The organism is Variovorax sp. DXTD-1 (genome assembly GCF_003984625.1).
Lineage (GTDB): Bacteria > Pseudomonadota > Gammaproteobacteria > Burkholderiales > Burkholderiaceae_C > Variovorax.
In genome coordinates this window covers 36,852-57,723 of record NZ_RWKH01000004.1, presented here as the reverse complement: position 1 = coordinate 57,723, position 20,872 = coordinate 36,852, and the positions used below count along the sequence as shown (strand labels likewise).

The 20,872-nt window shown below is 66.3% G+C and carries 21 protein-coding genes; 13 read left to right on the top strand and 8 right to left on the bottom strand.

What is annotated here, in order from left to right; translation table 11 throughout:
- Positions 1 to 2: 2 nt before the first annotated feature.
- The 8 genes from EJI00_RS04995 (at position 3) to EJI00_RS04960 (ending at position 6,960) form a co-directional block, all read left to right on the top strand.
- On the top strand, positions 3 to 251 hold the full coding sequence (locus EJI00_RS04995; protein ID WP_126746369.1) for a hypothetical protein: 249 nt from the start codon (positions 3 to 5) through the stop codon (positions 249 to 251).
- Between the two features lie 40 nt (positions 252 to 291).
- Positions 292 to 1,086: an SDR family oxidoreductase gene (locus EJI00_RS04990; protein ID WP_126746368.1), complete on the top strand. Its 795-nt coding sequence runs from the start codon at positions 292 to 294 to the stop codon at positions 1,084 to 1,086.
- A gap of 12 nt (positions 1,087 to 1,098) precedes the next feature.
- Positions 1,099 to 1,560, top strand: coding sequence for a PaaI family thioesterase (locus EJI00_RS04985; protein ID WP_126746367.1), 462 nt, complete (start codon positions 1,099 to 1,101; stop codon positions 1,558 to 1,560).
- Positions 1,561 to 1,593: 33 nt separating this feature from the next.
- Positions 1,594 to 2,610, top strand: a complete 1,017-nt coding sequence (locus EJI00_RS04980; RefSeq protein ID WP_126746366.1) for an NADP-dependent oxidoreductase — start codon at positions 1,594 to 1,596, stop codon at positions 2,608 to 2,610.
- Positions 2,611 to 2,643: 33 nt separating this feature from the next.
- Entirely contained in the window at positions 2,644 to 4,296 is a 1,653-nt protein-coding gene (locus EJI00_RS04975) for an isovaleryl-CoA dehydrogenase (RefSeq protein WP_126746365.1), read from the top strand.
- Positions 4,297 to 4,341: 45 nt separating this feature from the next.
- A complete protein-coding gene (locus EJI00_RS04970; protein WP_126746364.1) occupies positions 4,342 to 5,280 on the top strand; it encodes a glutathione S-transferase family protein in 939 nt (312 codons plus the stop codon).
- Positions 5,281 to 5,392: 112 nt separating this feature from the next.
- Positions 5,393 to 6,298, top strand: coding sequence for an SDR family oxidoreductase (locus EJI00_RS04965; protein WP_126746363.1), 906 nt, complete (start codon positions 5,393 to 5,395; stop codon positions 6,296 to 6,298).
- A gap of 23 nt (positions 6,299 to 6,321) precedes the next feature.
- Complete coding sequence (locus tag EJI00_RS04960; protein ID WP_126746362.1) at positions 6,322 to 6,960, top strand: ATP-binding cassette domain-containing protein; 639 nt, start codon at positions 6,322 to 6,324, stop codon at positions 6,958 to 6,960.
- Positions 6,961 to 7,007: 47 nt separating this feature from the next.
- Here the strand turns inward: EJI00_RS04960 and EJI00_RS04955 are convergent, their stop codons facing one another.
- Positions 7,008 to 7,937, bottom strand: a complete 930-nt coding sequence (locus EJI00_RS04955) for a LysR substrate-binding domain-containing protein (RefSeq protein ID WP_126746361.1) — start codon at positions 7,935 to 7,937, stop codon at positions 7,008 to 7,010.
- A gap of 110 nt (positions 7,938 to 8,047) precedes the next feature.
- Between EJI00_RS04955 and EJI00_RS04950 the strand changes: the two genes are divergently transcribed.
- Complete coding sequence (locus tag EJI00_RS04950; protein ID WP_185868066.1) at positions 8,048 to 8,752, top strand: NAD(P)H-dependent oxidoreductase; 705 nt, start codon at positions 8,048 to 8,050, stop codon at positions 8,750 to 8,752.
- A gap of 22 nt (positions 8,753 to 8,774) precedes the next feature.
- On the opposite strand, the gene EJI00_RS04945 is transcribed toward EJI00_RS04950, so the two are convergent.
- Positions 8,775 to 9,806, bottom strand: coding sequence for an aldo/keto reductase (locus EJI00_RS04945; RefSeq protein ID WP_126746359.1), 1,032 nt, complete (start codon positions 9,804 to 9,806; stop codon positions 8,775 to 8,777).
- 39 nt (positions 9,807 to 9,845) lie between these two features.
- A complete protein-coding gene (locus tag EJI00_RS04940) occupies positions 9,846 to 11,042 on the bottom strand; it encodes an MFS transporter (RefSeq protein ID WP_126746358.1) in 1,197 nt (398 codons plus the stop codon).
- Between the two features lie 98 nt (positions 11,043 to 11,140).
- Between EJI00_RS04940 and EJI00_RS04935 the strand changes: the two genes are divergently transcribed.
- Positions 11,141 to 12,103, top strand: coding sequence for a LysR substrate-binding domain-containing protein (locus tag EJI00_RS04935; protein WP_126746357.1), 963 nt, complete (start codon positions 11,141 to 11,143; stop codon positions 12,101 to 12,103).
- On the opposite strand, the gene EJI00_RS04930 is transcribed toward EJI00_RS04935, so the two are convergent.
- From EJI00_RS04930 to EJI00_RS04920, 3 genes are all read right to left on the bottom strand, one after another.
- Complete coding sequence (locus EJI00_RS04930) at positions 12,052 to 12,810, bottom strand: fumarylacetoacetate hydrolase family protein (protein WP_126746356.1); 759 nt, start codon at positions 12,808 to 12,810, stop codon at positions 12,052 to 12,054. The two genes, EJI00_RS04935 and EJI00_RS04930, sit on opposite strands and share 52 nt — an antisense overlap.
- Positions 12,811 to 13,011: 201 nt before the next feature.
- Positions 13,012 to 13,989 (bottom strand): tripartite tricarboxylate transporter substrate binding protein, encoded by a 978-nt coding sequence (locus EJI00_RS04925; protein ID WP_185868069.1) that lies wholly within the window; start codon positions 13,987 to 13,989, stop codon positions 13,012 to 13,014.
- Positions 13,990 to 14,108: 119 nt separating this feature from the next.
- Positions 14,109 to 15,350: a pyridoxal-phosphate-dependent aminotransferase family protein gene (locus EJI00_RS04920; protein WP_126746354.1), complete on the bottom strand. Its 1,242-nt coding sequence runs from the start codon at positions 15,348 to 15,350 to the stop codon at positions 14,109 to 14,111.
- A gap of 120 nt (positions 15,351 to 15,470) precedes the next feature.
- Between EJI00_RS04920 and EJI00_RS04915 the strand changes: the two genes are divergently transcribed.
- From EJI00_RS04915 to EJI00_RS04905, 3 genes are read left to right on the top strand one after another with little or no spacing between them, the layout of a single operon-like run.
- A complete protein-coding gene (locus tag EJI00_RS04915) occupies positions 15,471 to 16,166 on the top strand; it encodes a GntR family transcriptional regulator (RefSeq protein ID WP_126746353.1) in 696 nt (231 codons plus the stop codon).
- Positions 16,167 to 16,174: 8 nt separating this feature from the next.
- Complete coding sequence (locus EJI00_RS04910; protein ID WP_126746352.1) at positions 16,175 to 19,243, top strand: FAD-binding and (Fe-S)-binding domain-containing protein; 3,069 nt, start codon at positions 16,175 to 16,177, stop codon at positions 19,241 to 19,243.
- Between the two features lie 31 nt (positions 19,244 to 19,274).
- Positions 19,275 to 19,853: a methylated-DNA--[protein]-cysteine S-methyltransferase gene (locus EJI00_RS04905; RefSeq protein WP_126746351.1), complete on the top strand. Its 579-nt coding sequence runs from the start codon at positions 19,275 to 19,277 to the stop codon at positions 19,851 to 19,853.
- Between the two features lie 21 nt (positions 19,854 to 19,874).
- Here the strand turns inward: EJI00_RS04905 and EJI00_RS04900 are convergent, their stop codons facing one another.
- A complete protein-coding gene (locus EJI00_RS04900; RefSeq protein WP_126746350.1) occupies positions 19,875 to 20,285 on the bottom strand; it encodes a hypothetical protein in 411 nt (136 codons plus the stop codon).
- Positions 20,282 to 20,866 (bottom strand): hypothetical protein, encoded by a 585-nt coding sequence (locus tag EJI00_RS25330; protein ID WP_260590459.1) that lies wholly within the window; start codon positions 20,864 to 20,866, stop codon positions 20,282 to 20,284. The genes EJI00_RS04900 and EJI00_RS25330 overlap by 4 nt, the downstream gene beginning before the upstream one ends.
- Positions 20,867 to 20,872: the final 6 nt, after the last annotated feature.

The following is a 20,872-nucleotide window of genomic DNA, read 5'->3' as shown; positions in this document are numbered from 1 at the left end:
AGATGGCCAACGCCGCCCCCAACAACAACACCCCCAACCCCGCCAAGCCACCCAAGCCACCCAAGCCGCACGCGCGGCTCGAGAAGTGGATCTGGATCCTGATCTACGGCGGCCTGTTTGTCGTGATCCTGGGCATTGCCACGGGCCGCACAGAGCCCGCGCTCGGCTGGTCGATGGCCGTGCCCGGCGCGGTGGTTGCGCTCGTGGGCGTGGTGCTCATTTATGTGCGGTCGCGGCTGGGTGACAAGTAGCAGCCATCACAACTGAATATCTGAAAACCGGAGACACCCAATGACCCCTCGCACCACCAAGCAGCTGTTCGACCTTACCGGCAAGACCGCCCTCATCACCGGCGGCTCGCGTGGCCTTGGCCTGCAGATGGCGCATGCGCTGGGCGAGGCGGGCGCGAAGATCATGCTGAGTTCGCGCAAGGCCGAAGACCTGGAGCAGGCCGCGGCCGAGCTGCAATCGGCCGGCATCGATGCGCGCTGGATCGCCGCCGATTGCTCGAAGGAAGAAGACACGCGCCGCCTGGCCGATGAAACGCTGCAGCGCATGGGCGCCATCGACATCCTCGTGAACAACGCGGGTGCCAGCTGGGGCGCGCCGGCCGAGAGCCACCCCGTCGAGGCGTGGGACAAGGTGATGAACCTCAACGTGCGCGGCTATTTCATCCTGTCGCAGCATGTCGCCAACAGCTACATGATTCCCAAGAAGACGGGCCGCATCATCAACATCGCGTCCATCGCGGGCCTGAACGGCAACCCGCCCGAGATGCAGACGCTGGCCTACAACACCTCGAAGACGGCGGTGATCGGCTTCACGCGCACGCTGGCCGCCGAATGGGGCAAGTACAACATCAACGTGAACGCGATCTGCCCCGGCTTCTTCATGACGAAGATGGCCGCCGGCCTGATCAAGTCGCTGGGCGAGGAAAAGATGGCCTCGCATGCGCCGCTCGGCCGCCTTGGCGACGAAGAAGACCTGAAAGGCTTGACGCTGCTGTACGCAAGCGATGCCGGCAAGCACATCACGGGGCAGTGGCTCGCAGTGGACGGCGGTGTGAGCGTGGTGCTTGGTGCGTAAGCTTGGTGCGTAATGACTGAAGACTCCACCGACATCAACATCCGCTCGTACACGAGCCAGATTCCGTTCGCGCGCCACCTGGGCTTCGAGCTCACCAGGTTCGAGGGCGGCGAGTCCGAGATCGTCTACACCGCCAAGCCCGAGCATCTGAACACCTTCGACGTGACCCACGGCGGCGCCTGCATGACGCTGCTCGACATCACCATGGCGGCTGCAGCGCGCAGCGTGGCGCCCGAAACCGGCGTGGTCACCATCGAGATGAAGACCAGCTTCATGCAGCCTTCGGTCGGCCCCTTGCACGCGCGCGGCACGCTCATTCATCGCACCGCGACGCTGGCTTTTACAGAAGCCAAGATCTACGACGAGCAGGAACGCGTGTGCGCCCATGCCACCGGCACCTTCAAGTACGTGAAGCGCCGGCTGCCTACAGGGCCCGCCAGCGCGAACGCGATGCGCCCGCCTTCGACCGACTGACCGACCACCGAACGAATCTCCAGGAGCCCATACATGCCCACCAACAAGCAGATCCACCTCGACAACCGCCCCGATGGCGAAGCCGTTGCCAGCAACTTCAAGCTCGTGACCGCCGAAACGCCGGCGCTGGCCGAGAACCAGGTGCTGGTGCGCCACCACTACATGAGCCTGGACCCGTACATGCGCGGCCGCATGAACGACTCCAAGAGCTATGCGCAGCCCCAGCCGCTCGGCCAGGTGATGCAGGGCGGCACCGCCGGTGAAGTGGTGGAAAGCAGGCATCCCAAGTTCACTCCCGGCGACAAGGTCGTGGGCTTTGGCGGCTGGCAGGAATACAGCGTGGTCGATGCATCGCAGCCCGGCGCGCTGAAGAAGGTCGACACCACCCGCGTGCCGCTGTCGCACTACCTCGGCGCGGTCGGCATGCCGGGCGTCACGGCCTGGTATGGGCTGGTAAAGATCATTGCCCCGAAGGCCGGCGAGACGATGGTGGTTACCGCCGCCAGCGGCGCAGTGGGCAGCGCGTTCGGCGCGCTGGCCAAGGCGCGCGGCTGCCGGGTCGTCGGCATAGCGGGCGGCCCCGACAAGTGCAAGTACGTGACCGACGAACTGGGCTTCGACGCCTGCATCGACTACCGCCAGCACCCCGATGTGAAGAGCATGAGCGCCGCGCTCAAGGAAGCCTGCCCGAACGGCATCGACGGCTACTTCGAGAACGTGGGCGGCTATATCTTCGACGCCGTGCTGCTGCGCGCCAATGCCTTTGCGCGCGTGGCACTGTGCGGAATGATCGCGGGCTACGACGGCCAGCCGCTGCCGCTCGCGAACCCGGCGCTGATCCTCATCAACCGCATGAAGATCGAAGGCTTCATCGTCAGCGAGCACATGGAAGTGTGGCCCGAGGCCTTGGCCGAGCTCGGCGCGCTGGTGGCCGCCGGCAAGCTCAAGCCGCGTGAGTCGATTGCGCAGGGCATCGAGTCCGCCCCTGACGCCTTCCTGGGTTTGCTCAAAGGCAAGAATTTCGGCAAGCAACTGGTCAAGCTGATCTGATGATGAACTGAACGCACGGCAAGGAGGCCGGTTATGGAAACGACGCACGAGGTATTCAACCAGCCCGCACCGCTGGTGGACTACAACCTCTTCGAAACCAACAGGCCCCTGCGCGATGCGTTGAAGTTCAATGCGCCATCGCTTCAGCTGGCACCACTGAATGAACTGGGTGCCACCCTCGGCTCGGCCGGCATGCAGACGCATGCGCGGCTCGCCAACACCCGCCCGCCCGAGTTGCATACGCACGACCGCTTCGGCCGGCGCATCGACGAGGTGGAGTTCCATCCGAGCTACCACGCGCTGATGAAGGCCGCGGTCGGCGCGGGCCTGCATGGCACGCCCTGGAACGGCACTTCGGCTTCGCCGCACGTGCAGCGCGCCACCGGTTTCATGCTCTTCACCGAGCTGGAGCCATCGGTCCTTTGCCCAATCTCGATGACGTACGCGGCCACGCCCGCGCTGCGCGGCAATGCGGCCGTGTATGCCGACTGGGGCCCGAAGCTCGGCAGTCTCTGGTACGACCCGGTGCTCAAGTCCTTCAAGGACAAACCCGGCGTGACCATGGGCATGGGCATGACCGAGAAGCAGGGCGGCTCCGACGTGCGGGCCAACACCACCCGCGCCGTGCGCGAAGGCGGCGACGCCTGGGGCGAACGCTACGCCATTACAGGGCACAAATGGTTCTTCTCGGCGCCGATGTGCGACGCCTTCCTGGTGCTGGCGCAGGCGCCTGCCGGGCTGAGCTGCTTCTTCCTGCCGCGCGTGCTGCCGGAGTGGATGGGCGAAGGCACGCGCAACGCCATCCACATCCAGCGGCTGAAGGACAAGCTCGGCAACAAGGCCAACGCAAGCTCGGAGGTCGAGTTCCATGGCGCCAGCGCCTGGCTCGTGGGCGAAGAGGGCCGAGGCATTCCGCAGATTCTCGAGATGGGCACGATGACGCGGCTCGACTGCGCGCTTGGCACCAGTGGGCTGATGCGCCAGGCGCTGAGCCTGGCCATCCATCACACCGTGCAGCGCACCGCCTTCGGCAAGCCGCTGGTCGAGCAGCCGCTCATGAAGAACGTGCTGGCCGACCTCGCGCTCGAAAGCGAAGCCTCGACCGCGCTGGCGATTCGCCTGGCCCGCGCCTTCGACCACCAGGGCGACCAACATGAGCGCCTGATGGCGCGCCTGCTCACACCGGTCGCCAAGTTCTGGATCTGCAAGCGCGGCAGCCACTTTGCGCAAGAGACCATGGAATGCCTGGGCGGCAACGGCTATGTGGAGGAGGGCGGCGAAGGCACCATGGCCCGCATCTACCGCGAGATGCCGCTCAACTCGATCTGGGAAGGCGCGGGCAACATCATGGCGCTCGACATGCTGCGCGGCCTGCGCAAGGGCGATGCGGTAGCGGCCCTCGCCCAAGAGCTGGCGCCTGCACGCGGCCAGCACGCCGCGCTCGACCGGCTGGCCGAAGCGCTGCCTGCACGCATCGAGGCGATGGCCTCCGAAACCGAGGCGCGCCGTCTGGCACAGGACGTGGCCCTGGCGGTGCAAGCTGCGTTGCTTGCGCAGACCGCGCCGCCCGCGGTTGTAGGCGCGTTTTGCGCATCGCGCCTGGGCGGCGATTGGGGCAACGCATTCGGCACGCTGGGCGCGGGCACCGATTTCGATTCGATCATCGAGCGCGCCAGCCCTCGTTGATCGCAGCTTCCGCAAACAATTCAAAGAAAGAATACAAGGACGCCGATGGCCGAACTCATCCTCCACCACTACAACACTTCGCCGTTTTCCGAGAAGGTGCGGCTCATCCTCGGCGCCAAGAAGCTGCCGTGGAAGTCCGTCCTCATCCCGGCCATCATGCCCAAGCCCGAGGTGGGAATACTCACCGGCGGTTATCGCAAGACGCCGTTCCTGCAGATCGGCGCCGACATCTACTGCGACAGCGCACTCATCGCCGATGTGCTGGAGCATCTCCAGCCCGAAGCCACGCTCTACCCGGAGCCCGAAAAGGGCATGTCGCGCATCCTCTCGCAGTGGGCCGACACCACGCTGTTCTGGGCCGCGATGGCCTGGAACCTGCAGCCACGCGGCGTGGCCGAGGTGTTTGCCAAGGCGCCGCCCGAGGCGGTCAAGGCTTTCGGCGAAGACCGCGCGAAGATGAGTACCGGCAACATGACGCGGCTGCGCCCGGCCGACGCGACCAGTGCGTACAAGTCTTACCTGCGCCGCCTGTCCGACATGCTCGACGACAAGCCGTACCTGCTGGGCGGCGTGCCGTGCATTGCCGATTTTTCGGCGTACCACCCGCTCTGGTACACGCGCCGCATCGACTCGGTGCGGGGCATTCTCGACCTTACGCCCGCCGTGGTCGACTGGATGGACCGCATGGCCGCCATCGGCCACGGCGCGCCTGAAAAATCGAACCCCGACGAGGCCATTGCCATTGCCAAGGCCGCAACGCCGCACACGCTGCTGACGGACAGCACCTTCCAGGACGACCACGGCATTCCGCTGGGAAGCGCCGTCACGGTTCGCGCCGAGAGCTTCGGCCTCGAGGAAACACCCGGCACGCTGGTCGCCGCCACGCGCACGCACTACACGCTGGAGCGCAGCCACGAGCGCGTGGGCACGGTGCACGTGCATTTTCCGCGCATCGGCTACGTGCTGAAGCAAGCCGAAGCCTGAAAGCTTGTTGCGCGGGGCACCTTCGTGACTGCGCCGCAGCGCTTTTCGTATTTCAATTGCCGCATCAACGTCAGTCAGAGACAAACTTTCAACGCAAGAAGGACACCGGCAAATGATTCAGGACTTCAAGGGCAAGACGGCCGTACTCACCGGCGCAGGCTCGGGCTTTGGGCTGGAGTGCGCACGCATCGGAGCCGCGCGCGGCATGAACCTGGTGCTGGTCGATGTGCAGCAAGACGCGCTCGACAAGGCCCAGGCCGAGATGGAAGCCGCCGGCGCGCAGGTGCTGGCCCGCAAGGTCGACGTGTCCGACGCGGCGCAGATGGAGGCGCTGGCCCTTGCGGTGAAAGAACGCTTCGGCGCGCCGCACTTCGTGTTCAACAACGCGGGCGTGGGCGCGGGCGGCCTGGTGTGGGAAAACACCGTGGCCGATTGGGAATGGGTGCTGGGCGTCGACTTGTGGGGCGTGATTCACGGCGTGCGCCTGTTCACGCCGATGATGCTCGAAGCCGCCGCCAAGGACCCGGGCTACCGCGGCCACATCACCAACACGGCCAGCATGGCGGGCCTGCTCACGCCGCCCAACATGGGCATCTACAACGCGGCCAAGGCCGCGGTGGTGAGCCTGACCGAAACGCTTTACCAGGACCTGAACCTGGTCACCGACCAGATCGGCGCGAGCCTGCTGTGCCCCTACTTCGTGCCCACGGGCATCACGAGCAGCGAGCGCAATCGCCCGAATGCGCCGAAGGAGACCGAGCTCACCAAGAGCCAGCTGATCGGCCAGGCCATGAGCAACAAGGCGGTGAGCAGCGGCAAGATCACGGCGGCAGAGGTGGCGTCGAAGGTGTTCGAGGCCATCAGCGACAACCAGTTCTATGTGTTCAGCCATCCGAAGGCACTGGGCAATGTGCGCAGCCGCATGGAGAACATCGTGGCGGTCAAGAATCCCGCGGACCCGTTTCTCGAGCGGCCCGAGATCGGGCAGAAGTTGCGGGAGCAGTTGCGGGCGGCTTGATCGTTTGCGGCTACAACCGGGGCATGAATCCTTCCACTTCTCCCTCGATCCTTCAACTTCAGGACCTGGGCTTCGCATATCCGGACCAGCCCGCGCTGGCGTCCGGTTGGTCCGTGGCCATTGGGGAGGGCGTCACGCTGCTGTATGGCGACACCGGCACCGGAAAGTCCACCTTGCTTCGCGTGATGGCCGGCGCGCTGGCTGCGACCGGGCGGCTGACGGCAGTGGGCGCGCGGCTCGACCTCGCACCCGATGCCTATCGCCGGAACGTCTTCTTCTGCGACCCAACGACGGAAGCCTTCGACCAGGTCACCGCCCACGCATGCACGGCAACGCTCAGCGAAGGTGATGCGGGTTTCGATGAGGCTTCATGGCAAGCCCTCGTCGAAGGCTTTGCACTGACCCCGCATCTCGAGAAACCGATGTACATGCTCTCGACCGGCTCGAAGCGCAAGGTGTGGCTGGCGGCAGCACTGGCATCGGGACGTCCGCTGGTGCTGCTCGACGAGCCTACGGGTGCGCTCGATGCCCGATCGATTCATCACCTGTGGAATGCGCTGGCCCGCCGCGCCGCGCAGCCCGGCCGCGCCGTCGTCGTTGCGAGCAGCGAACGCGTCACCGCGGTGCCGCTTGCAGGCTGCATCGAGCTGCCGCTGCGCTGAAGCTTTCAGGCCGCCGGCTGGGTGCCTTTCAGGTATGTGAGGCTGCATCAAGCAGGGGCCGCGGCCTGCGACGCGATCCAGTCCCAGACGCCGCGAATCGCCGGTTCATTTTCGCGTCCGTGCGCCGTCGCGAGAAAGTAGCTTCCGGTATCGAGCGCGGGCCCGAAGGGTTGCACCAGCGCGCCGCTGCGAAGCTCTTCGGCCGCGAGTGTGAGGCTGAGCAGCGCCACACCATGGCCCGCGAGGGCGGCGAGGATGGCGTGGGTTTCGTCGGAGAACGACAGGCCCGTGGCCTTCATCGATTGGCCCCGCGGCGGTGCAATGCCGGCCTCGCGAAACCAACGCGGCCAGGTTGCGGGCGCCGCCGCGCCGGGTTGCCAGTCGGCGTGAATCAGCTGGTGCTTCGGCAGCTCGCTCGCGCGCTTCAGGCCGAGCATCGGGCTGCACAGCGGCGCGTACTGCTCGGCCATCAGCTCGCTCACCGCGAGCCCGGGCCAATTGCCGCTGCCGGAGCGCACCGCAATATCGGCATCGCCGCGCGCCAGGTCGACCAGGGTGTCGCTGGCATGCAGCCGCAGCTCGATGCCGGGGCACGCCTTGCGAAAGCCGGCCATGCGCGGCAGCACCCAACGGGCGGCGAAGGCGGTGTTGGTGGTGAGCGTGACGGCCTGCAGTGCGGCAGGCTGGCGCAACCTTTCGATTCCGGCTTCAAGCGCGTCGAAGCCCGCGCGCAGGTCGTCGAAAAGCCGCTGGCCCGCGGGTGTCAAAGCCAGCTGCCGCGTGAGCCGGCGAAACAGCGGCCGGCCGAGCGTTTCTTCGAGCGCGCGCACCTGGTGGCTGATGGCCGATGGCGTCACGGAAAGCTCGTGTGCCGCACGCTGGAAGCTCAGGTGCGCGGCCGCCGCTTCGAATGCCCGCAGCGAGAGCAGGGGTGGCAAGCTGCGCGGTCGGCGAACGGGTGAGCTGATTTCATTCATTGATGGAGAAATGATCGTTTGTAGAAGTCTGTCGTCGTATCTAGATTAAAGGCCTGTGCAGTCATTTTGAACGCATCAGACAGAGCAGATCAACTCACTCATTGACGACCATGAACCTTCTCCATATCGACACCAGCGCCCGCCCCGGGCTTTCAGGCATCGACCCTCACGGCTCGCACACGCGCCGGCTTTCCGCGCGCTTTGTCGAGCGTTGGCGCCAGGCCCGCCCGAACGATCGCATCGACTACCTCGACGTGGGCCAGCACCCGCCGGCACACGTCAACGGCCGCTGGATTCATGCGGCTTTCACTCCGCCTGCCGAGCGTGAGCCCTGGATGGCCGAGGCACTGGCCGAGAGCGAACGGCTCGTCGACCAGTTGGTTGCCGCCGACGTGATCGTGGTGGGCTTGCCGATGTACAACTTCAGCGTGCCCGCGCAGTTCAAGGCCTACATCGACAACATCGTGCGCGTGGGCCGCACCTTTGGCTTCGACCGGGCGCGCGGCGCCGTACCGTACTGGCCGATGCTTGCGGATGCGGGCAAGCGCATGGTGCTGCTCGGTGCGCGCGGCGACCACGGCTATGGTCCGGGCGGACGCATCGCGCACCTGAACCACACTGAACGCTCGGTGCGTTCCGTGTTCGGCTACATCGGCATTACCGATGTGTACGAAGCCGCGGTGGAGTCCGACGAATTCGGCGGCGAGGAGCTCGCGCAATCGCTTCGCATGGCCGAGCAGGAAGTCGACCGGCTGGTGGACCAGCTCAGTGGCACGGTGGCGAATGAGCGCTCTGTCGACGCTGCACTCGCCTAGGCGTTCATCTACCTCGGCCGGCTCACACCGCCACAGGGCTGCGCTCGGCGAACTGCCCGTTCCAGTACGGGTAGTAAGGGTAGGGCGGCGTCACGGCGCTGGCCGCATCGAGCCGCTTGATCTGCTCCGCGCTGAGCTGCCAGCCGAGCGCGCCAAGGTTCTGCTTGAACTGCTCTTCGTTGCGCGCACCGATCAGCACGCTCGACACGGTGGGCCGCTGCAGCAGCCAGTTGAGCGCAATCTGCGGCAGCGTCTTGCCGGTTTCCTCGGCGACTTGGTCCATGGCATCGACCACGCGGTACAGGCGCTCGTCGTCCACGGGCGGTGCGAAGCCGGCGGTTTCATGCAGGCGGCTGCCCGCGGGCAGCGGCTGGCCGCGCCGCACCTTGCCGGTGAGGCGGCCCCAGCCGAGTGGGCTCCAGACGATGGCACCCAGGCCCTGGTCCATGCCGAGCGGCATCAGTTCGAACTCGTAGTCGCGGCCGATGAGGGAGTAGTAGGTCTGGTTGGCCACGAAGCGCTGCAGCCCGAGCCGGTCGGAAGCGGCAAGCGACTTCATCAGCTGCCAGCCCGAGAAGTTGGACGCGCCGATGAGCCGTACCTTGCCCGCGCGCACCAGGTCGTCGAGCGTGTCGAGCACCATCTCGACCGGCGTCATCGCATCGAAGGCGTGCAGCTGCAGGATGTCGATGTAGTCGGTGTCCAGGCGCTTGAGCGCGGCCTCCGTTGCGGCGATGAGATGATGGCGCGAGGCACCGACGTCGTTCGGCCCGTCGCCCGCGCGCAGCGAGAGCTTGGTCGAGATGATGGCCTTGTCGCGCCGGCCCTTGAGCGCGGCGCCGAGTATCGATTCCGATGCGCCGCTCGAATACACGTCGGCCGTGTCGAACAGCGTCACACCGGCATCGAGCGCCAGGTCGACGATGCCGCGCGCGCCCTCGACGTCGGTGTTGCCCCAGGCACTGAAGAGTGGGCCTTGCCCGCCGAAAGTGCCGGCGCCGAAGCCGAGTGCGGGGACCTTGAAGCCGGAGCGGCCGAGAAAGCGTTGTTCCATGATGGTGTCCTTGCCTTGTTGTTGTCGTTGAGTTGGGGTTCAGGCTTGCGCCGAAGAGGCGCAGTCGGCCGGAGCGCCGTTGTTGCTCTCGCGCCGGTCGAGCGAGCGGCTCCAGAGTGCGATCACCAAGCCCACGAGCGTGAGCAGCGCAGCCACCCAGCCGAGAGAGCGCAGGCCAGGTCCGTGGTCGATGACCGCGCCGCCGGCCCATGCGCCGAGTGCGTTGCCGAGGTTGAAGGCCGCAATGTTGAGGCTCGAGGCCAGGTTCTGCCCGGCACCCGAGGCCTTCTCGAGCACGCGCAGCTGCATCGGCGCCACCGTCGCGAAGGAAGCGATGCCGAGCAGGCCGACGAACACCACGGCGGTGAACGGCGTGCCGATGGTGAACTGCATCGCGCCGAGCACGGCGGCCAATGCCACCAGCGTGCCGAGCACGGCGGGCATCGTTGCGCGGTCGGCCAGCTTGCCGCCCAGGATGTTGCCCACCGCAAGGCCGCCGCCGAACACCAGCAAGATCGGCGACACCGCCGATTCAGGCAGGCCGGTGACTTGCGTCAGCAAGGGCTGGATGTAGGTGAACACCACGAACACGCCCGCAAAGCCGAGCACAGTCATTGCCAGGCCCAGCAGCACCTGGGGCCGTGCGAGCACCGCAAGCTCGTCGCGCAGCGGCGCCGGCTTGGTCTCGCCCTCGACGCGAGGCACGAACAGCGCAAGCACCGCAAAGGCCAGCACGCCGATCAACGTCACGGCCCAGAAGGTGGCGCGCCAGCCATACTGCAGCCCCAGCCAGGCACCGGCCGGCACGCCGAGCAGCGTGGCGGCAGTCAGCCCGGTGAACATGATGGCGATGGCCGAGGCGCGGCGTTCCGGCGCCACGAGGCCCGTGGCCACGACCGAGCCCACGCCGAAGAAGGTGCCATGCGCGAGCGATGTGATCACGCGCGCGGCCATCAGCAGCTCGTAGTTGGGCGCGAGCGCGCAGGCCAGGTTGCCGAGCGTGAAGATCGCCATCAGCGCGAGCAGCACGGTCTTGCGCGGCAGCTTGCGGGTGGCAATGGTGAGCATGGGCGCGCCGACCGCAACGCCGAGCGCATAGCCCGAGATCAGTAAGCCGGCGGCGGTGATGGAGACATGAAGATCCGCCGAAACCTGCATCAGCAGGCCCATGATGACGAATTCGGTAGTGCCTATTCCGAAGGCACCGGCGGTAAGGGCGAGTAGAGCAATTGGCATGATGGCTCTACTGTGCGGGTTATCCCCATGGATGACTAGAATGCCGCCTGTACATAGACTTGTGAATTGAAGTCACAGCTGAGAGCCGAGGAACCGCCATGCCGCGTATCGATGTGAACCGCTCCGGTGAAATGGAAGCCTTCGTACAGGTGGTCGAATCCGGCGGCTTTTCCGCCGCGGCGCGCCTGCTCGACATGACGCCTTCCGCGGTGAGCAAGCTCGTCGCGCGGCTCGAATTGCGCCTGGGCATTCAGCTGGTGCATCGCTCCACGCGCAAGCTGCAGCTCACGCCCGAAGGCCTGCATTTCTACGAGCGCAGCACGCGCGTGCTGGCCGACATGGACGAGGCCGAGCGCTGCGCCGCCGCGGGCGCCGCGCCGCGCGGGCGGGTGAGCATCAACGCCAGCGTGTCTTTCGGGCACCACAAGCTGGTACCGCTGGTTCCGCGCCTGCTCGAGCTGCATCCGCAGATCACGCTGGACATTGCGCTGACCGACCGCATCGTCGACCTGATGGACGAGCGCGCGGACATCGCAATCCGCTGGGGCCAACTGCCGTCGTCAGACCTGGTGGCACGGCGCTTGGGCGAAACCAGCCAGGCCATCGTGGCCTCGCCCGATTACCTTGCCAAGTACGGCACGCCGCGCACGCAGCAGGAACTGGAAGCGCACAACAGGCTGGGCTGGAGCTACCGGCGCAATACGCCTGATTGGCCGTTGCGGGTCGATGGGCGAATGATCTCGTTGCCCGTGGCCGGGCCGGTGCGCGCGGGCGATGGCGAAACCCTGCGGCAACTGGCCATTGCCGGCGCGGGCGTGGCTCGGCTGTCGCTGTATCACATCCAGCACGACATCGATGCGGGCCGACTGGTGCCGCTGCTGCAGGAATTCAACCCCGCCGAGGTGGAGCCGATCCACGCGGTGTACATCGGCAAGGCCGGCACCTTGCCAGCGCGCGTGCGCGCGGTGCTCGACTTTCTGGTGGCGTGCTCGGGCGTGGGAGGAGGGCGCTACACGATCAAGCGGACCGAGCCGATGCCCGCAAATTCCGCGGTTACCTGATCGCCCCGCCGGCAAGGCACGATGCCGACCCAAGAGCCCGTGGTGACGACAGTGCCGGCCGGCGCGGTTTGCCCGTGTCGCGTGATGTGGCGCAGCCATATGGGCAGCAGCCACGCCGGGTCGGCCAGCGGATGAGTGCCTTCGCGCACCACCGTTTCCGAATTGCCGACTTTGGTTTCGCAGTGTTGCGAAGCCCAGTCGACCACCGCATAGGGTTGCCATTCGCCGAGCACCAGTGCGCCGTGCACTTGCGAATCGGCAAGGCGCAGAAGGGCGGGCGTGGCGGCCAGGTCTTGCCAGCGTGAATCGACAATCTCCACCGAGACCGCCATGGCATCGATCAGCGAAGCCGCATCGCCGTGGTCGAGCTTCGCGGCCATGGCAGGCGTTACGTCCTGCCCGAGCCGCAATGCGATTTCGGCCTCTATGCCGGGTGCGTGAAAGACGAGGTCACCGAAGTCCGCCGGACTCGTGCGCACGCCGTGTGGAGGCAGCGGCGCATGCGTGAGCGTTGCGCTGCGCGAGCCGCCGCCGGATTTCCAGCAGCCCGGCACCTCGCCGGATTTGAACCAACCAAGTGCGGAAGCGACTGCGTCCTGCACTTCGTAGGCTTGCGCTGCATCTTGGAGCGCGTCGGCCAAGGGCGCAGCGTCGAGTGTGCGGTTGGATTGGCGCGCGGCAACGAGCGCATCAGCGAGGGCTGTCATTGGTGAATTCATTTGGCGATTTTGTCAGTTGCGTTCGGGGCTTGTGCAAAGGCCACCGGGTACTCTCCTCCGCGAATGTCCCCCGCCTTCGGCTCCTCCTTTATTTCGCTGCGGGGAGCACCCGATGCCCTGTGCACTGGGGCACGCTGCTGGTGCGCCGCCCCGAATCCCTAAGCCCGGGAACCCCGAAGAGGCACCACGTCAAGTGTCCACATGCACCTTGCCATCCTTCACCACCTTGGCCCACTTGGCAATTTCAGTGGCGATGAACTGCTTGAACTTGTCTTGCGAGCCGCCACCGTCTTCCGCGCCATAGGTGTCGAGCTTTTCCTGCACGTCGGGCATCGCGAGCACCGTGTTGACATCGCGATTCACCTTCTCGGCCACACTCGCCGGCAGCTTGCCGGGGCCTGCCAGGCCGTACCAGGTGGTGGCCTCGAAACCGGCGAAGCCCTGCTCCTGCATGGTGGGAACGTTGGGGTGGCCCTTGGCTCGTTTGGCTCGGGTCTGCGCCACGGCAAGGACGCGGCCGCTTTTTACGTGCGGCGTGGCTGCGGTCATGGTCTCGAAGCTGTATTGGATCTGGCCGCCCATCAGGTCGGCCAAGAGCGGGCCGCTGCCTTTGTACGGCACATGCAGCGCATCCACCTTGGCCTGCAGCTTGAACATTTCAAGCGCCAGGTGCTGCGCCGAGCCGGCGCCCGCGGAGCCGAAGCTCACCGTGCCCGGCGATGCCTTGCAGGCGGCCACGATGTCGTTCACCGTGAGCGCCTTTTGCGCCGGGCTGGCAATCAGCAGGTTGGGCGTGACACCCACGAGCACGATCGGCACGAAGTCGCGCTCCACGCTGTAGCGCAGCTTGGGCTGCAGGCTGGGCGCGAGCGCGTGGCTGTTGATGTGCGCCATGAGCAGCGTGCTGCCGTCGCTGGGCTGCTGCGAGACGTATTCGGCCGCCAGCACGCCCGCTACGCCGCCCTTGTTCTCGACGATGACCTGCTGGTTCCACATCGTCGTGAGCTTTTGCGCCACCACGCGCGCAAGCGCATCGGTGCCCCCTCCCGGCGGAAACCCCACCACGATGCGCACCGGCCCGCTGGGCCACTCCTGCGCAAAGAGCCGGGGCACACCCAGCGTGGCGGCCGCGGCACCCGCGGCTTGAATCAGCGAACGTCTCTGCATCATCTTTGTCTCCAGTGTGTGGTGGGTCCGATGCGTGCCTGACTGGACGTCAGGCAAGGGTGTCGGCCGCCGCGCCGTTCGAGCGACGCGTTGCGGCCGGGTGTGAACAGGTTCGTGCGCTACGCGGCGTTTTGCAGTGCCGGGGATGCGGCGTGGCTCGCGAAGTGGTCCATGGCCGCGTGCACGCCGCTGCCTGCCAGCTTGATGCCCGCGAGCTTCATGCCCATTTCGACGCCCGCCACCATGGCGACCAGCGTCAGGTCGTTGCTGTCGCCCAGATGGCCCATGCGGAACATGCGGCCCTTGAGCTTGCCGAGGCCGGTGCCCAGCGAAAGATCGAAGCGCTGGTGAATCAGGCGGCGCAGCGCGTCGGCATCGACGCCTTCAGGCGTGATCACGCCGGTGAGCACGGGCGAGTACACCGCCGGGTCGGCGCATTGGATCGGCAGGCCCCAGGCGTTGACCGCCGCGCGCACGCCGGCAGCCCAGCGCTGGTGGCGCGCAAACACGTTGTCCAGTCCTTCGCCGAGCAGCATGTCGAGCGATTCCGAGAGGCCGTAGAGCAGGTTGGTGTTGGGCGTGTAGGGCCAGTAGCCGTCCTTGTTCATCTCCACGATCTCGTCCCAGGCCCAGAAGGCGCGCGGCAGCCTGGCGGTTTTCGAGGCTTCGAGCGCACGCGGCGAGAGCGCGTTGAAGCTGATGCCGGGCGGCAGCATCAAACCCTTTTGCGAGCCGCTGATGGTGACGTCCACACCCCACTCGTCGTGCCGGAAATCGGCACTCGCCAAGCCCGAGATGCTGTCGACCATCAGCAGCGCCGGGTGCCCCGCCGCATCGATCGCCTTGCGCACCGAAGCGATGTCGGAGGTCACGCCGGTGGAGGTTTCGTTGTGCACCACGCACACGGCCTTGATCTTCCTTTCGGTGTCCTTGCGCAGACGGGCCTCGATCAGGTCGGCCTGCACGCCGCGTCGCCAGCCGGGCGCGGCGGGCAGGTGCTCGTCCTTGCCCGTCCAGGCGAGGAATTCGGTGGAAAGGCCAAGCCGCGCGGCCATCTTCTGCCACAGCGATGCGAAGTGGCCGGTTTCGAACATCAGCACATGGTCGCCCGGACTCAGCGTGTTGGCGAGCGCGGCCTCCCATGCACCCGTGCCGGAAGCGGGGTAGATCGCGACCGGGTGCTTTGTCTTGAAGATCTGCCTGATGCCGCCGAGCACCTTGAGACCCAGCGCGCCGAACTCGGGCCCGCGGTGGTCGATGGTCGGCAGGCTCATGGCCCGCAGGATGCGGTCGGGCACCGGGCTCGGGCCGGGAATCTGGAGGAAGTGGCGGCCGGTGGGATGGATGTCGAGTTGCAGCATGGCGGTCCTTTCGCGTTCAGTTTTGCATTCAAAATTGAATATGGCATGAAGGTTTACCCTTAAATGTCAGGATTGCAGGTGTAGGTTTTTGCATTCAAAATGCATTCAAGGGAAACAGACATGACCGCAGACATCATTGAAATCTCGCGCCTCGCGCTGCACGACCAGGTGGCTTCGCGCCTGCGCACGATGCTGGTCGAAGGGCACATCGCACCGGGCGCCAAGCTCAACGAACGCGAGCTCTGCCTCCAGCTGCGCGTGTCGCGCACACCGTTGCGCGAGGCCATCAAGCTGCTCGGGGCCGAAGGGCTGGTGGACCTGTTGCCCAACCGCGGCGCCGTGGCGGTGAAGCTCACCGAAGCCGACGTGCTCGACACCTTCGAGGTGCTGGCCATGCTCGAAGGCATGTCGGGCGAGCTGGCGGCCAAGCGCATCACCGACGAGCAACTGGCCGAGGTGCGCGCACTGCATTACGAAATGATGGCCTGCTTCGCGCGGCGCGACCTCTCGGGCTACTACCGCCTCAACGCGCGCATCCACACAGCCATCAACGAGGCCGCGGGCAACCCGGTGCTGGCCAGCACCTACCGCTCGATCAACGCCCGCGTGCAGTCGCTGCGCTTTCGAACCAACCAGAACGAGGCCAAGTGGAAGCATGCGGTCGAAGAGCACGAGCAGATGGTCGGCGCGCTGGCCGCACGCGACGCACCAGCGATGCGCAAGGTGATGGTCGCGCACCTGATGCGCAAGCGCGACACGGTGCTGGAGCTGATGCGCGCCGGCGAAATCTATCCCCAGGTCCACAAAGCGAGCTGAGCCACACCATGCGCGTCGATCCCGCCAGCCACATCCAGCCCGCCGGAACCGTTCTTCCACCCAACGAGACTTGCGATGCGCTTGCACGACGGCTGCGTGCCGAAACGCAGGGCGAGGTGCTGTTCGACGACGGGTCGCGCGGGCGCTACGCCACCGATGCGTCGATCTACCAGATCACGCCTGTCGGCGCGTTCGTGCCGACCAATGAGCAAGACATTGCCACTGCCATCGACATTGCGCGCGACCTGAAGGTGCCTGTGCTCGCCCGCGGCGGCGGCACCAGCCAGTGCGGCCAGACCACCGGCGCCGCGCTGGTGATCGACAACAGCAAGCATTTCCGCCGCGTGCTCGACGTGAACGTGGAGGAGGGCACCGCCACCGTCGAACCCGGCCTGGTGCTGGACCACCTGAACGCGCAGCTCAAGCCGCATGGCCTCTGGTATCCGGTCGATGTGTCGACCAGCGCGCAGGCCACGCTGGGCGGCATGGCGGGCAACAACTCCTGCGGTTCGCGCTCCATCGCCTACGGCAACATGGTGCACAACGTGCTGGGGGTGAGCGCGTGGCTTTCGAGCGGCGAACTGGTGGAGTTCGGGCCGCAGGCGAGGCTGGGCGCGCGCGCGGCCGGCATCGCGCAATTCGTGCACGGGCTGGCGGTGGAGCATCGCGAGCAGATCCACGCCCACTGGCCCAAGGTGCTGCGCCGGGTGGCCGGCTACAACCTCGACATCTTCGACAACCAGAACGAGCGCCCCTACACCGCCGACGGCAGCGTGAACCTTGCGCACCTCTTGATCGGCGCCGAAGGTACGCTGGCCTACACCAGGAGCCTCACGCTCAAGCTGGCGCCGCTGCCGCGCGCCAAGGTGCTGGGCATCGTGAACTTTCCGACCTTTCATTCGGCCATGGACGCGGCGCAGCACATCGTGAAGCTGGGCCCCACGGCGGTGGAGCTGGTCGACCGCACGATGATCGAGCTCAGCCTTGCCAACCCGGCCTTCAAGCCGACCGTGGAGACCGCACTCATCGGCAAGCCGGCGGCCATTTTGCTGGTCGAGTTTGCCGGCGCCGAAAAGGCCGGGCTGCTGCCGCGGCTTAAGCAGCTGGTCGAGCTGATGGGCGACCTCGGCCTGCCCGGCAGCGTGGTCGAAATGCCCGACGACGCGCGACAGAAAAACCTGTGGGAAGTGCGCAAGGCCGGCCTCAACATCATGATGAGCCTGAAGGGCGACGGCAAGCCTGTGAGCTTCATCGAGGACTGTGCCGTGCCGCTCGAGCACCTGGCCGAATACACCGATGCATTGACCGAGGTGTTCGCCAGGCATGGCAGCCGCGGCACCTGGTATGCGCATGCCTCGGTCGGCACGCTGCACGTGCGGCCGATTCTGGACATGCGCGCAGACGGCGGCACTAAGATGCGCGCCATTGCCGAAGAGGCCGCGGCGCTGGTGCGCAAGTACAAGGGCGCCTTCAGCGGCGAGCACGGCGACGGCCTGTGCCGCGGCGAATGGATCGAGTGGCAGTTCGGCCCGGCCATCAACGAGGCGTTTCGCGCCATCAAGCAGAAGCTCGACCCGGCCAACCTGTTCAACCCCGGCAAGATCGTCGACACGCCGCGCATGGACGACGGCGCACTGTTCCGCTTTGCGCCACCCACTGCGCCCAAGCCCTACAAGCGCATCGAGCTCAAGCCCGTGCTCGACTGGTCGGCCTGGAACGTCAATGCCGACCCGGTCACCGAGCAAACCAGCGCCCCCGGTACCGGCGGCGACAGCACCGGCGGCCTCGCCAAGGCCGCAGAGATGTGCAACAACAACGGCCACTGCAGAAAGTTCGACGCCGGCACCATGTGCCCGAGCTACCGCGTGACGCGCGACGAGCAGCACCTCACGCGCGGCCGCGCCAACACGCTGCGGCTTGCGCTCTCGGGCCAGCTCGGCCCGGACGCCTTCACCAGCGAAGAGATGCACGAGACCATGGACCTGTGCGTCGGCTGCAAGGGCTGCAAGCGCGACTGCCCGACCGGCGTGGACATGGCGAAGATGAAGATCGAGTTTCTCGATCACTACAAGAAGCGCCACGGCCACACGCTGAAGGACAAGATCGTGGCCTACATGCCCGACTACGCCCGTACGGCCAGCCGCATGCCCTGGCTCATGAACCTGCGCAACACCATGCCCGGGGCGGCCTGGCTCGGCGAAAAACTGCTGGGCTTTTCCGCTCGCCGCTCGCTGCCGGAATGGCGTTCCGACACCTTCTGGCGCGCCAAGGCCGAGCTGCACGGCATGTTCGCCGGCCGCGAGGCGGTGCTGTCGGTACAGGCGAACGGCGGCAAGGCCGCGGTGCTTTTCGTGGATACCTTCAACGGCACTTTCGAAAGCGAGAACGCGTTGGCCGCGGCACGCGTGCTCAAGGCCGCGGGCTACACGCTGCACACGGTCGAAAAAAGCGGCGGACACCACTGCTGCGGCCGCACCTTCCTGGCCAGCGGCATGGTGGCCGAAGCCAAGCGCCGTGCCGAGGCACTGATCGACGCGCTCAAGCCGCTGGCGGAGGCGGGCATTCCCATCGTCGGGCTCGAGCCCTCATGCCTGCTTACGCTGCGCGACGAAACCCTGGTGATGGGCTTCGGCAAGAAGGCCGGAACAGTCGCCAGGCAGGCGCTGCTGTTCGAAGAGTTCATTGCGCGCGAGATGAAGGCCGGCCGCTTCGCGCTTGCGCTCACCCCCGCGACGGCGCCGATCCTGCTGCACGGCCATTGCCACCAGAAGGCCTTCGGCGCAGTGAGCCCGGTGCTCGAGGTGCTGCGGCTCATTCCCGGCGCTGAGCCCGAGCTGATCGAAAGCTCGTGCTGCGGCATGGCCGGCAGCTTCGGCTATGAGGCGCGACATATCGACGTATCGATGCAGATGGCCGAGGCCAGCCTGCTGCCGGCGATCCGCGCGAAGCCGAACGCAATAGTGGTGGCCGACGGCACCAGCTGCCGCCACCAGATCGGCGACGGCGCGCAGCGCGAAGCGGTGCATGTGGCCGTACTGCTCGAGCGGCACCTGGCGCCGGCAGCCCTGGTCGATTGAACGGCTATCGCGGGTGGCACAAAATGGCGCAATGAACGATAAAGCAGCAGTGACAACAGCAGCAGTTGCGGCGGAACCCGGCTTTGCGCTGTTCGACACTGCCATAGGCACCTGCGCGCTGGCCTGGAGCCCGCGCGGGCTCATCGGTGTGCAACTGCCTGAAGAAAGCGGGGCGGCCGCCACCCGGGCGCGCATGCGGCGCCGCTTTCCGGATCTTCCAGAGGCGGCGCCACCGGAGAGCGCGCAGAAGGCGGTCGCGGCCATCCAGGCCCTGCTGCAAGGTGCCCCCGACGACCTGGGCAACATCGAGCTCGACATGAGCCACGTGTCGGAATTCCATCAGCGCATCTATGCCATTGCGCGCCGCATTCCGCCCGGCCAGACGCGCACCTACGGCGAAATCGCGGCCGAGCTGGGCGACAAGGGCCTTTCGCGCGCGGTAGGGCAGGCCATGGGCCACAACCCCTTCGCGCCGGTGGTGCCGTGCCATCGCGTGCTGGCCGCGGGCAACAAGCCCGGCGGCTTTTCCGCGGGCGGCGGCGCGCTGACGAAACTGCGCATGCTCGACATCGAGGGCGCGCGGCCGAACGGCATGGCGTCGTTGTTCTAGAAGCCCTGGCCGAACTCTTCTTCAGATACTTGCCGGCTGGCGCAGGCGCGCTACCAGCTGGTACACCGTGGCCGACAACAGGAGCGCCGCGGCGACCACTTCCGCGAGGATGGTGACATTGGCCATGCGCGTATGCCACTCGAACGGTGCGAGTGCATAGTGGCCGAGGCCGTCGAATCCGAGCACGGCGTATGCAGCAACCAGGACGAGACCCGTGGCGATCCACTTCTTGCCAATGAGCAAGAAGAAGCCGAGCACGCCCACCGATGTAATTGCCGCCCAGGCCGCGTAGATCCTTGCGCTGGTGAACGAGGCCGGCAGGTTCGGGTACTCGCAGATGAACTCCGCGTTGTGGGTGAAGTGCCCGAGGCTGGTCAGGAAGTACGCCACGGCCAGAACGACGAGCAGCGCGGGAAGCTTGCCGGATTTCATGCGGGTACTTCCTCTTCGGCCCGAGTCGACGCCGCCTGCTCGGCCCTCATGATTTGGTGCCGCTGCCAGTAGCGGCCGACGGCACCCTTGAAGTTGTCCTTCTGCTTGCCGAGGCCACCCACCTTCACCTTGGTGGTGCGCGCACCCAGCATGCCCTTGTCGTGGTGGGTGACGATCAGCATGTCGGCGAAGGCGTTGTCCTGGAAGGTCAGGTTCTTGACCTCGTCCCATCCGATCGTCGAGCCGCCGTCGAGGCGGGTGTCGGCCGCGATGCGCGCTTCGATCGCCTGCAAGAACTCGGCGTCTTGCGAGCGCAGCGCGTATTCGGTGAAAACCAGTGTCGCCGCCGGAATGGCGAAGAGCGACACCAGGGTCAGCAAGAACACGCGAAAAAGGTCTTTATGGATCGTGCGCGCGACGGCCATGGCTAACTCCCTCCAGGAGACTGTTGTTGTGAATCGTTCTGAATATTCCGGGAAGCCGATAGCGTAGCCGCCGTTTGCGTCGTCGCGAATATCCAGGATGGCGCCGGCGGGAACCAGCTGAATACCAAGTTCGTACTCTTTCGCCAGAATTGGCAACGGCCG